The organism is Hymenobacter terrestris (genome assembly GCF_013377905.1).
In the GTDB taxonomy this organism is placed as follows: domain Bacteria; phylum Bacteroidota; class Bacteroidia; order Cytophagales; family Hymenobacteraceae; genus Hymenobacter; species Hymenobacter terrestris.
This window is the reverse complement of sequence record NZ_JABKAV010000086.1, coordinates 1-11,764: the sequence shown is the minus strand read 5'-3', so window position 1 is coordinate 11,764 and position 11,764 is coordinate 1. Positions and strand designations below refer to the sequence as shown.

Annotated in this window: 7 protein-coding genes and 1 pseudogene; 3 read left to right on the top strand and 5 right to left on the bottom strand. The window is 61.6% G+C overall.

The genetic code is table 11. The features are described from left to right. Positions 1 to 39 precede the first annotated feature (39 nt). The 3 genes from HW556_RS16880 to HW556_RS16870 form a co-directional block, all read right to left on the bottom strand. The gene (locus HW556_RS16880) at positions 40 to 2,370 is read right to left on the bottom strand and encodes a xanthine dehydrogenase family protein molybdopterin-binding subunit (protein ID WP_176901295.1); all 2,331 of its coding nucleotides are present in this window, start codon (positions 2,368 to 2,370) and stop codon (positions 40 to 42) included. A gap of 93 nt (positions 2,371 to 2,463) precedes the next feature. Next, complete coding sequence (locus HW556_RS16875) at positions 2,464 to 3,447, bottom strand: FAD binding domain-containing protein (RefSeq protein ID WP_176901294.1); 984 nt, start codon at positions 3,445 to 3,447, stop codon at positions 2,464 to 2,466. 201 nt (positions 3,448 to 3,648) lie between these two features. Continuing rightward, complete coding sequence (locus tag HW556_RS16870) at positions 3,649 to 4,269, bottom strand: (2Fe-2S)-binding protein (RefSeq protein WP_176901293.1); 621 nt, start codon at positions 4,267 to 4,269, stop codon at positions 3,649 to 3,651. A gap of 277 nt (positions 4,270 to 4,546) precedes the next feature. Here HW556_RS16870 and HW556_RS16865 point away from each other — a divergent pair, with 277 nt between their 5' ends. The 3 genes from HW556_RS16865 to HW556_RS16855 all read left to right on the top strand — a co-directional run bounded on the left by HW556_RS16865 (position 4,547) and on the right by HW556_RS16855 (position 8,180). After that, positions 4,547 to 4,987 (top strand): hypothetical protein, encoded by a 441-nt coding sequence (locus HW556_RS16865; RefSeq protein ID WP_176901292.1) that lies wholly within the window; start codon positions 4,547 to 4,549, stop codon positions 4,985 to 4,987. A gap of 362 nt (positions 4,988 to 5,349) precedes the next feature. Further along, positions 5,350 to 5,826 carry a hypothetical protein gene (locus tag HW556_RS16860; protein WP_176901291.1) on the top strand — a complete coding sequence of 159 codons (477 nt, stop codon included), beginning with the start codon at positions 5,350 to 5,352 and terminating at the stop codon, positions 5,824 to 5,826. A gap of 131 nt (positions 5,827 to 5,957) precedes the next feature. Further along, on the top strand, positions 5,958 to 8,180 hold the full coding sequence (locus HW556_RS16855) for a tetratricopeptide repeat protein (RefSeq protein WP_176901290.1): 2,223 nt from the start codon (positions 5,958 to 5,960) through the stop codon (positions 8,178 to 8,180). Positions 8,181 to 8,649: 469 nt separating this feature from the next. On the opposite strand, the gene HW556_RS16850 is transcribed toward HW556_RS16855, so the two are convergent. Together HW556_RS16850 and HW556_RS16845 are read right to left on the bottom strand one after the other, a co-directional pair. Then, positions 8,650 to 10,668, bottom strand: a complete 2,019-nt coding sequence (locus HW556_RS16850; protein WP_176901289.1) for an ATP-binding protein — start codon at positions 10,666 to 10,668, stop codon at positions 8,650 to 8,652. Between the two features lie 345 nt (positions 10,669 to 11,013). Further along, positions 11,014 to 11,764, bottom strand: a pseudogene (locus HW556_RS16845) (DUF4184 family protein); the annotation flags it as partial.

Here is an 11,764-nt window from a genome sequence, read left to right as displayed (position 1 = left end):
GGCACCCCCACCGCCCCTACCTCTCACTAATAGCAAAAACTACGCTGGCAGCCGCAGTGCCTCCAGCACCTTGTCAGGTGTCATCGGGAGGCTGCGCAGGCGGCGGCCCGTAGCGTTGAACACGGCGTTGCCCACGGCGGCGGCCACGCCTACCATGCCCAACTCACCGATGCCTTTTACGCCCAGATAGTTGATATAAGGGTCGGTTTCGGGCACAAATTCCACTTGAATATTGGGAATGTCGGCGTTGACGGGAATGTGGTAACCGGCCAGGTCGGCGTTGGTGTAGCGAGCGAAGTTGGGGTCGCGGAACGTGTCCTCCATCAGGGCTGCCCCGATGCCGTAGATAGCGCCGCCCACCATCTGGCTGGTGGCCGTTTTCAGGTTCAGGACGGTGCCCGCGCCATGCACGCCGACCCAACGGGTTATCCGGATCGTACCAAGATCGGGGTCGACTTCCACCTCACAGAAATGGGCGCCAAACGAGTGCATGGAATGGCCGCCCGACTTCTTCTCCTTGTTGTCGTTGTTTGGGTCGGCACCGTTCTGGCCGAAGTTCTTTTCCTCGTAGCCCGCGCCGTACCGGCCGGTGCCGCTGCCCTCAATGTCGGGCTGGCCACTACGGCCCAGGGCCGCCAGAAGTGTTTCACCCTTCTTAGGGTCTTTGCTAAGGAACATGCGGCCCAGCTCCACCTTCACATCGGCGGGCTTGGCTTTGTACAGCGGTGACTTCTTGTCGGCCACCGCCATCTTCACCACCTTATCCCACACGTCTTCAGCAGCAGCCATGATGGATGAGGCTACGGTGCCGGCTGCCACCGAGCCACCCGAGCCGGGGGCCGTGGGCAGGCGCGTATCACCCAACTCGAAACGGATTTTTTCGGGCGGCAAACCCAGCGCATCGGCCGAAACCTGCGTCATAACCGTGTAGGTGCCGGTGCCTATATCGGTGGCACCGGCCTCCACTACGGCGTGGCCGTCAGCAAACAACCGGACGCGGGCGGTGCCCTGCGAACTGTGCACAGGGTAGGTGGCCGAGGCCATGCCGTGGCCCACCAGCATTTTGCCCCTGCGCGTTTGGCCGGGCTTGGGGTTGCGCTTGCTCCAGCCGAACAATTCCGCGCCACGCGAGTAACATTGCTTCAGGCTTTTGCTGCTCCAGGGCTTGCCGTTGCTGTGGTCGTAATCGGCGTAGTTGCGCAGCCTGATTTCCAGCGGATCGATGTTGAGCTGGTTGGCCAGATCGTCCATCGACGACTCCAGCGCAAACGAGCCCGGAGCCTCGCCGGGGGCGCGCATCCACACCGAAGTCATCACGTTGGCCCGCGCCAACTCGTACACCGTCGAGTAGTTCTCGCAGGCATACAGCATGTCCATCACCTTACCATTCGACTCGGTGTAGTTGTCCCAGGGCGAGGTAGTGGCTTTTTTGGTATGCACAATGGACACCAGCTTGCCCTCGGCCGTAGCGCCCATCTTTAGGATTTGCTCCTGGTCTTCGCGGTGGCCGACGCCAGTAAACATCTGCTGGCGCGTAAGAGCCAGCTTCACCGGCCGGTTTACGGCCCGGGCCGCCAGCACCGTGAGGATGGTGTGGGGCCAGAACGAGCCTTTGCAGCCGAAGCCGCCGCCGATGTATTTGGTCACCACCCGAATCTGCTCGCGGGGCATGCCCAGCAACTCGGCCAGGTTGCCCTGGTGCATGGTTACGTTCTGGCTGGCCTCGTACACCGTCAGCTTGTCGGCACCCTCCCACACGGCCAGCGTAGCGGCCGACTCCATGGGGCTGTGGTGGTTGATGGCGTGCACGTAAGTAGCCTCGTGCTTCACGGCCGCGCCGTCGTAGGCCTGCTGTGGGTTGCCGCGCACTATGTGGGCGTCCTTCTTGCCTTGCTGAATCTTCTGGGGGTCGAATAGCTCGGCCTTGGGGTCGTGGTAGGAGTCGATGGGCGTTTCGGCCTGGTAGGTTACCTTAATGAGGGCCGCCGCCTGAGTAGCCGCCTCCAGCGTAGTGGCCACTACCAGCGCCACTGGCTCGCCGGCGTAGTGCACCTGGTTGTCGAGCATGGGCAGGTAACTCTGGGCTCCTCGCCACTTCTCAATCTGCTTGGGCGTTTTGGCCAGCTTGGGCAGGTTCTGGTAGGTGAAGATGTTGATAATGCCTGGCTCCTTGGCCGCCGCCGCAGTATCGATATTTGTGATGCGGCCCTTGGCGATAGTGCTGGTTTTGAGCACCCCGTGCACCGTGCCGGGCACATTTATTTCGGCCGAGTAGCGGGCCGCGCCGGTTACCTTGGCCGGGCCGTCCACGCGGTCCAGGGGTTTACCGACTACGTTGGTGGGCGCGTTTTTTTTCTGGTTGGTTTCCATGTCAGTTCAGTAGTTGTTTGCTCGCAGAGGGTTGCACAGATATATGCGCAGTCAAGAAGAAGACTTCATTCTTACCTCTGCGAGAAAGCGTAGTTAAGCGGCTACCTCACTCAAGGCCCGTACCAGCGTATTCTTCGCCATTTCTATTTTGTAGGCATTGTGCTCGCGCGGCTTAGCCCCGCGCAGCGCCAGCTCGGCGGCAGCCCGGAATGTGGCCTCGGTAGCGGGCTGGCCCACCAGCGCCTTCTCGGCCTCTAAGCTGCGCCAAGGCTGAGCCCCCACGCCGCCCAGCGCCACGCGGGCCGCCCGAACGGTGCCGCCCTGCACCTCCAGTCCCACCGCCGCCGATACCAGCGCGTAGGCGTAGGAACTACGGTCACGCACCTTCAGGTACTTCGATTTGCGCGCCGCTGCCGTTTGCGGAATGGTGATGGCCACAATCAACTCGTCGGCTTCGAGCACGTTTTCGCGCTGGGGCGTGGTGCCGGGCAGCAGATAGAACTTGGTGATGGGCACCTGCCGCTGCTTGCCCTTGGCGTTTTCCAGCGTCAGCACCGCGTCGAGGGCCGTGAGGGCCACTGAGAGGTCGCCGGGGTAGCTGGTGGCAATGCAGGTTTCGCTGGTGCCCAGAATGGCCAAGTTACGGTTGTCGCCTTCCAGGGCCGGACAGCCGGTGCCGGGCTCGCGCTTGTTGCACGGAAACGCCGTGTCGCGGAAGTAGCCGCAGCGGGTGCGCTGCAGTACATTGCCTCCCATACTGGCCATATTGCGCAGCTGCGCCGAAGCTGCCAGTAGCAGCGACTCCGACACGGCCGGGAAGTTCTGCTTCACCAACGGATGCTCGCCCACGTCGCTCATGCGCTCCAGCGCCCCAATGCGCAGGCCGTCCTTGGTCATCTCGATGCCCCGGAAAGGGAGCATGTTCACGTCAATCAGCTGGCCGTGGTTTTCCACGTTGAGCTTCATCAAATCAATCAGCGCAGTGCCGCCAGCCACAAAAGCGGCCGATTTATCATCGCGCTTGGCAGCGGTGGCTTCTTTGGCTTTATCGGCCTGGATATAGGAGAAGTTATTCATGGTAGGTAGGGTCTGGAGGAGGGTGCTTGAGCGAGAATAGTGGGGTAATTAAACTGTCATGCTGAGCTTGCCGAAGCATCTCTACCGCTTCGTTGCAGTGACAGTTAGGTGATAGGGTTAGTGCTGCGGTAGAGATGCTTCGACTTCGCTCAGCATGACGTTCTTTAATTCCGTCCGAACAGCATCTAAATACCAACTCCCCTACCCCATCTGGCCCTTGGCCTCCAGAATGGCGGCCGTGATGTTGGGGTAGGCGCTGCAACGGCACAGGTTGCCGCTCATCCACTCGCGTACTTCGGCTTCGGAGCCGGCATGGCCCTCCTTCACGCAGGCTACGGCCGACATAATCTGGCCCGGGGTGCAGTAGCCACACTGGAAACCATCGTGCTTTAGGAAGGCGGCCTGCATGGGGTGCAGCTCGCCGTTTTCCTTGGCCAGGCCCTCGATGGTGGTAATCTCCTTGCCCTGGCTCATGATGGCCAGCGTGAGGCAGCTGTTCACGCGGCGGCCATCCACGAGCACGGTGCAGGCACCGCATTGGCCGTGGTCGCAGCCTTTCTTGGAGCCCGTCAGGTCGAGGTACTCGCGCAGGGCGTCGAGCAGCGTTACACGGGGCTCGGCCCGGATGGTGCGCACGGTGCCGTTCACCTTTAAGCTGATGGTGGACACGCCTTCTACCTTCTTCGAGAGGGCCGTCAGGCGCTCGGCCTGGCTGAGGAAGGGCGGGGCCAGGGCCAGCCCCAGAAAGCCGCCGGCCTGTTTCATAAAGGTGCGGCGCGAGCCGTCGGGGTTGAGCGGGGCGGGGGTAGTTGGGGCAGACATAAGGCAGAATCGGAGTAGAAGAAAGGCGCGCTACCGGGCCGGCTGGGCGGGGGCACTACCGGCATACGCATCCCGCCGAGCGTGTGTTCGACATGGCGGCAGCTATTGGCGCTTGAGTGGTTAAAACCTGACTTTCATAGTTATGTTGCGCTCGTTGGGCCGGAACAAGTCTTTTCTATTAGCTTGCCACGCGCCTAGCTTGCTGTTTTGCGGTAAGCCAGGCCATTCCGTTGGTGCTTTCAGCCTGTTGCCGGCTGCCTCCGCCCTATTTCGCTGCATGCTTCATCAGTATATCCCTGCTTTCTGCCTGCAAACCGATGCGGAATCGGGCATGCTGCGGGTAGAGTACCGTATGGGTACCGAATCAGCGCTGCGCCGCCCCGATGTGACGGCCCTGCTGGCACTGGCCCGCACGCACACCATTCGCCGCCTGCTCATCGATATGCGCACCGTGCCGCTGCTGACGGTGTACGATGAGCTATGGCTGGGCACGCACTTTATGCCCGCCCTGCTGGCCATGCCGCTCGAACGGCTGGTGCTAATTGTTGGCAGCCACCAGACCTACCACCAACTGGCCATCGATGCCCTGCACGACCTAGTGCAGCCTTCCATCAGCTTCGACTCGCAGTATTTCGACGACCCCGAAATGGCCCTGTACTGGCTCACCGACGACGCCCCCCAGGTGCCTGCGCTACTAGCCGAGTGGGCCGGCCGTTAGCTGCCCTCAACTCCCAGGAAGCAAAGCAACCGGCATTGTGCTGCCCCACACTATTCAGCCAAAAGCAGCGACGCCAAGCGGAAGTTTACGACTTATAATTGAAGAAGCAGCAGGGCTGTAGCGCGAAGCTTCCGCTTCGCGTGTCGTTAAGCGGAATTGTCCGGAAGTCAGCAATTATATGCAAAGCGGGAGCTTCATGCTATAACCCTTCTATCAGTTTGCACTACGGCCGCCTAGGTATACTATAGAGATATAAGAATTTTTTATTTATATAACTTTATAAATAAATATTTTAATTATATATCAAAATTGATTATATTAGCTAACCAAAATACTTTCTATCGCACTTTCCCTCTTGCGCTATGAACGACCCCACTCTGTTCCCCATCCCCGTCCGGGCGGCTGACGACTTCAACGAACCACAGGAGATATATTTCTCACCCGCCACTTGGAAGCAGGGTGTTGAGTTCTACCAGCAAATGACGGGGGGCGAAGCACCAAGTCCGGCTGGGCCGCCCACAGCGGTATTTAAGTCGAAGCTGGGCTACGAAATTCGTGTCACTCAGACCAATGACGTAAATATACTTGCGAAGCAGGCCGCTAACGACATTTTTTTCCTGCCCCTAATAGATGCCAATTGGGTAGTACAGGGGATACACATTGCGCAGCAGAGTGGCGCGCAGGTTGCATTGCCCCCGATTAATGTAGTAGTCTATCCCATTCTAACTAGGCTGCCCATCCGGCGGTACATTACTATGGGCATCGTTCGGTTCGGGCAAGGCTTGCAGGCTACACCGAACGACACGACCTTAGGACTTATCCATAACCCCAACTGGTAGGCCAAACCGGCAGGCGGAACCGCCACTCAGGCCCCAGGTGACGGAAGGCAGCCGGCAGCATTCGTTTTTCAGGGGCCTTGGGGCTGGCAGCGGCCGGCCCCGCGCTGTTCTGAATTTCTGAGCTCACCCCCATGAAACCCCTACTGATTGCCCTGCTGCTGAGTCTGCTGGCAACAGTGCCGCCCGTGTTCGGCCAGCTGGCCGGCCCCGATAGCCTGCGGCAGCTGCTACGCACCCAGCGCCGGCCCGATACCCTGCGCGTGCGGCGGTTGCAGGCCCTGGCCCATTTACTGAAAACCACCGATGCTGGGAAAGCCACCCAGGTAAGTCACGAGGCCCTGCGGCTGGCCCTGGCCCTGGCCGATTCGTTGGGGCAGGGCGAGGCCATGCTGGCGCTCAGCAACCTGTACCGGCGCCAGAACCAGTTTACGGTGGCCCACCGGTATGCCCGGCGGGCCCAGGCGCTTTATGCCCTGCGCCGGGGCTACCAGGGCGAGAGCCGGGCTTGGCTGGAGCTGAGCACCCTGGCCATGGTGCAGGCCAGCCCCATTGAGGCGCTGGAAGCCGCCCTGCGCGGCCTGCCCCTGGCCGAGCGCGCCCACGATCTGCAGACCCAGAATCGTCTGAATCTCATCGTCGGGATTACCCACTACCAAACCGGCAACTACACCGAAGCCCTGCCGGCCCTGAAGGCCGCGCTACGCGCCGGCCGCCGACGTGGCGACCATCAGCTGGTACTGACTGCCCTGAGTATGCTCGGAGACTCGTACCAGATGCTGAGCGATTGGCCCCGGGCGCTGCGCTGCTACCAGCAGGCGCTGCGCCTGAACCGGCAGCAGGGCGACCAGCAGGGCGAGGCCGGCTCCGAGATAAGCCTGGCCGAAATGTACAGCCGGATGCGTAACTCGGGGGCGGCCCTGGCCCATGGCCAACGGGCCCGCCAGCTGGTGCGCAACACCCCGAGCGACGGCTACAACATCCCGGGCCTGCAGCTGACTCTGGCCCGCGCCTACCAACTCCGGCAGCAACCCGACAGCACGCTGGCGCTGGCGCATTCGGCGCTGGTGCTCAGCCAACGGAGCAGCAGCAGCAACAACAGCATCAGCCGCGAGGCGGCCCGGCTGCTGGCCGAAACCTATGCCGGCCAGCGCAAATTCGGGGAGGCTTACCGCTTCCGGACCCTGCAGATGGCCTACGACGATACGCTGTCGGGGGAGGATACGCAGCGCCGCACCAGCGCCCTGCGCTACGGCTATGAACTGGACAAGCGGCGCAACCAGATTGTGCTACTCACTAAAACCCGCCAGCTCCAGACCCAGAAAGCTGGCCGCCAGCGCCAGCAGCTGTATGGCCTGCTGGCGGGCCTGGCGGGCGTGCTGCTGCTGACGGCGCTGCTGATGCGCAACATCTACCTCAAACAGGTCAGCAACCGCCGCCTGGAGGATAAAAACGAGCAGATTGCCGTCCAGCGCGACCACCTCGACCAGGCCCTGACTGAATTAAAGGCCACCCAGGCGCAGCTGGTGCAGCACGAGAAGCTGGCCTCGCTAGGCGAGCTGACGGCGGGCGTGGCCCACGAAATGCAGAACCCGCTCAACTTCATCAACAACTTCTCCGACCTAAGCCTGGAGCTGCTCGAAGAGCTGGTGGCCGGGCTGGATAAGGAGCCCCTATCGGCCAGCGGCCGGGCCCTGAGCGCGGAGCTGCTGGCCGAGCTGCGCGAAGACCAAGTGCGTATTAACCAGCACGGTCACCGCGCAGCCCGCATTGTGAAAAGCATGCTGGAGCACTCGCGCGCCAGCAGCGGCCAGGCCCAGGAAACCGACCTCAATGCCCTGACCGAAGACTGCCTGCACCGGGCCTACGAAAGCTGGCTGATCGAGCACCCGGGGTTCAGCTCGCACTTCAGCCTGCACCTGGCCCCGCGGCTGCCCCGGCTGCGGGTGGTACCGCAGGATGTGTGCCGGGTGCTGCTCAACCTGCTGGCCAACGTGTTCTATGCCCTCCGCGAAAAGCAGCGGCTGCTGGGGCCCAACTTCCAGCCTGAAGTATGCCTGCGCACCCAGCAAACGCCCACCGGCGTGCGCATTGTTGTGCGCGACAACGGCATTGGCATGACACCAGCCGTACGCAAGCACGTGTTCGAGCCCTTCTTTACCACCAAGCCGCCCGGCGAAGGCACCGGCCTGGGCCTGTCGCTGAGCTATGACATCATCACCAAAGGCCACCGCGGCACCTTAAGCGTGGAAAGCCGCGAAGGCGAGTACACGGAGTTCGTTATCTGCCTGCCGCTGGCACTGGCCCACCCGGCCGAGCTGCTGCCCGCCTCAGCGCCAGTAGCCGCCGCCGCGTAATGCGGCCATTGGCTATGGAACAGTGCTGTCACAACCGGCACTGTGCTATTAGAACGGTGCTACCAGCACGACGTAGGGGCGGGGCTTGTCCCCGTCCTCCGTTGAACGGTACCACCAGCACGGAAACGCCAGAACATCGTAGGTACGGGGCTTGTCCCCGCCCGCCGGTCAAGCGCAGCCGAACCAAAGGTCGCCGGAGGCAGACCTCTGGCCCGGCTGAGGTTGGGCTAGCAGGTTGCCCTAGTAATAAGCACGTCAGGCTAAGCAAGTCGCGCATCAAGCCAGAGACCAAAGCACCTCTACCGCTTCGTTGAAGCGTTGCTGGGCCGGTAGCGTTAGCCAGCGGTAGAGAGGTTTGCCTCCGGCGACCTTCGGTTCGACCAGCTCAGCAGGGCTGGCTCCACTGCGTACCTAGGGTTCAACAGTCCGCAGCACCTAGCAGACGGGTACCGGCCAGAGGGAAAGTGCCTCAGCGGTACGGCAGGCGAATGGTTAACTCCGTGAACTCGCCTTCTCTTGATTTCACCCCTAGTGTGCCGCCGTGGCTTTGCACCACAATATCAAAGCACAGCGACAGGCCCAGGCCAGTGCCTTCGCCGGGCGGCTTGGTGGTAAAAAAGGGCTGAAACACCTTGGAGCAGATTTTCTCGGGCATGCCGATTCCGTTGTCGAGCACCCTTATTTCCACGTCGTGGCCGTTGGTGCGGCGGGTGCTTATGGTTACGGCAGGCTCATACCTGGTGCCAGGGGGCATTTGCTGCTGGCGCTGACGCACGGCATAAAACGCATTGGTGCACAGGTTCAGCAGCACCCGAACCATATCGGAGCGTATAACCGGCACCAGGTGCAGCTGAGCATCGAAGTCGCGGGTGAGGGCGGCCTTAAACGTGGGGTTGCTGACGCAGAAGCCCTGGTAGGCCAGGGTCAGGGCTTCATCGGCCAGGGCGTTCAGGTCGGTGGGCTGGCCGGGGCCGGGGCCGGAGCGCGAGTGCTCCAGCATATCCCGGATAATGGACGACGCGCGCTGCCCGTGCAAACTGATTTTCTGGAGGTTCACCTTCAGCCCGGCCAGAAATTCCTGATCCACGCCGTTGGTACGGGACAGGTCGCGCTCCTGGCTCGTCATTTCCTCCACCAGCTCAGTGCTTACATCGGCAAAGTTTTTCACGAAGTTGAGCGGGTTCTGCAGCTCGTGGGCAATACCGGCGGTCAGCTCACCGAGGAAGGCCATTTTTTCGCGCTGCATCAGCTGGTTCTGGGTGGCTTTCAGTTCGGCCAGGGCTTCGCGCAGCCGGTCGCGCTGGGCGCCAATCTGGGCGTTGCGGCGGTTGAGCTGCAGGTTGGTGTACTGTTTCAGGCGGTTGTTGCGCCACAGCAGCCAGAGGGCCGGCAAGGCCCCGGCCAGCGCCGCAATCAGCCACAGCTGCCGGCGGTCGGCGGCGGCCTTCTCCTCCTGGTCGGTCTGCTCCTGCTGCCGCAGCCGCTCACTGACATCGAGCGCCTGCACCTGGGCCATTTTACTAAGGCTGAACAGGTTGTCGCGGGTGTCACTGGCCAGCATGAGGTAGCGAAAAGCCTGGGCGCTATCCTGGCGGGCCACCCAGGCCGCGGCCAGAAACTGGCTGGCTTCGAGCACCCCTTTGGGGTAGTGCCCCTGCTGACCAGCCAGCAGGGCTTGCTTTCCGCTGTAAATAGCCGAGTCGGCAAACTGGCTGCCGGCCTGCTCAAACAGCCGCGCCCGGCCCAGATATGCCCGGCACAAGGCAAACGTAACGCGCTGGGGCCGCGCCCGCCGGATGCTGCGCCGGTAGTAGTACTGGGCCAGCCGGGGGCTGCCGAGCTTGGCATACACGTTGCCCATCATGGCCGCGTCGCCTACCTCACTGATCAGGTCTTTGTTGATCAGATCAAGGGCGTAGCCTTGCTTTAGGTACAGCAGGGCTGAGTCGAGGCGGTTGAGCTGGTAGTATACGTTGCCAATGTTGCCCAGCGCGCGCGTCAGCAGCTTCTGGTTGCTGATGGTTTCGGCCACGGCCTTGGCTTTCAGCAGATAAGCCAGGGCTGGGCGGCTGTTCTGCTGCTCCCAGTAGAGGTAGCCCAACGCGTTGTTGGCCCTTCCAATCAGCTCGGGGTCGCCTAGGTCCTCGGCGTGGTGCAACCCCTGCAGGCCCACCTGCAGCGCGGCCGGGTAGTTGCCCGCTTCCCGGAACCCCGAGCCCATCCGGATGAGGGCCCAACACACGCCTTTCCGGAAATTGAGCTGCTGAGCCAGCTGCAGCGCCTGCTTACTGTAGGCAATGGTAGCCAGAGGGTTGCTCTGGGTATGCTCGTAGGCCAGCTGCACCAGCAGCAGCGCCCGGGTGGTATCAGGGGGAGTGTGGGCCAGCAGGCGCTTAAGGCTGTCGAGGCGGGCATCGGGCTGGGCAGTGGCGGGCGTGTTGAGTACCGGGCTCAGCCACCACAATATGAGCACAAACACCGTTTTCATGGCAGAAAACTGAAAGTACATCCGGCTGAGAAAGAGTCCCGCCGGGTAGCGGCACCTAGCCCGGCTTTGCCTGGGCACTGCGCCACACTGGGGCCCGATTTTCCTGCTCCGGACAGCAAGTGCAGCTTTCTTCAGACCCAATCCCAGCCAATCAAGCGAATGCCTGCATCCTCAACTCCATACCAGCAACGCTATACTCTAATATAGCGAATTTAAACGGCAATTGCGCAGGTTACGCCTCCCTGCAGGGCTAGTAAAACTGGGCTCCGAAAACTGGCCACGCCCCGGCTTTGCGGGTTGCCAGCGCCCGGAAACAGTCAACACCGCTGCCGCATATACCAGTTGCTACTTTGGCCGCGCAAGCAGCATAGTCCAGGCCGGAAGCAGCACGGGCGCCAGCAGCAGACTGGTGAGGCCGGCGGAAATAAGAACAATGGAGAGCAGGTAGCTATTGTGGAACTCTACCCCACGCCCCACCACCAACCTCACCCCGATAATCAGTAGGCTCAGAAGCAGCACCAACCCCCAGAACAGCCGGAGGCTGGTTTTGGGTGGGGCCAGCCTGGTAGTGGGCAGGCGCCAGATATATACCACCATAGCGGCGGCGCCTACCACAGAAGTCAGCTTCTGCAGCAGTGCATACAGCCGCGTCTGGAACGGACCTTCCAACAGGTGCGCCTTCAGCTGCGGAAACAGCTGTACCCCGCGCCCTTCCACATGCGTGAAGCTTTCCCAGGCCAGATGCGACACAATGACGATGAGCAGGGAAATCAGAGACACCAGGTAGTTTTTGCGCAGGTAGCCCAGCCAGTCGAGCCCCCGAAAGCCGGCAAACCTCTCCCGCAGAAACCGGGGCAAATGCAGAATCAAGGCATCGCGCAGAAGCAGATGAAACGCCAGGGCCAGCAGAATACCCAGGGGCAAGTTGAAGTAAAAAATACTGCGTCAGGTATGATTATAGGAGTCATGGGCGCTCATGCGCAGAAACTTCTTGAAGTCCGGAACCATGCTCCCGATTATCAGGCCCGTTGCGGAGCGCCAGTGCTTGGGCAGAGCCATGAGCAGTAACACGGCTGCCGGATGAGAAAACGTAAAG

Excerpts from the sequence above, each read along its gene's own strand:
- HW556_RS16880 (WP_176901295.1), bottom strand. The coding sequence starts at position 2,370 with ATGGAAACCAACCAGAAAAAAAACGCGCCCACCAACGTAGTCGGTAAA.
- HW556_RS16875 (WP_176901294.1), bottom strand. The coding sequence starts at position 3,447 with ATGAATAACTTCTCCTATATCCAGGCCGATAAAGCCAAAGAAGCCACC.
- HW556_RS16870 (WP_176901293.1), bottom strand. The coding sequence starts at position 4,269 with ATGTCTGCCCCAACTACCCCCGCCCCGCTCAACCCCGACGGCTCGCGC.
- HW556_RS16865 (WP_176901292.1), top strand. The coding sequence starts at position 4,547 with ATGCTTCATCAGTATATCCCTGCTTTCTGCCTGCAAACCGATGCGGAA.
- HW556_RS16860 (WP_176901291.1), top strand. The coding sequence starts at position 5,350 with ATGAACGACCCCACTCTGTTCCCCATCCCCGTCCGGGCGGCTGACGAC.
- HW556_RS16855 (WP_176901290.1), top strand. The coding sequence starts at position 5,958 with ATGAAACCCCTACTGATTGCCCTGCTGCTGAGTCTGCTGGCAACAGTG.
- HW556_RS16850 (WP_176901289.1), bottom strand. The coding sequence starts at position 10,668 with ATGAAAACGGTGTTTGTGCTCATATTGTGGTGGCTGAGCCCGGTACTC.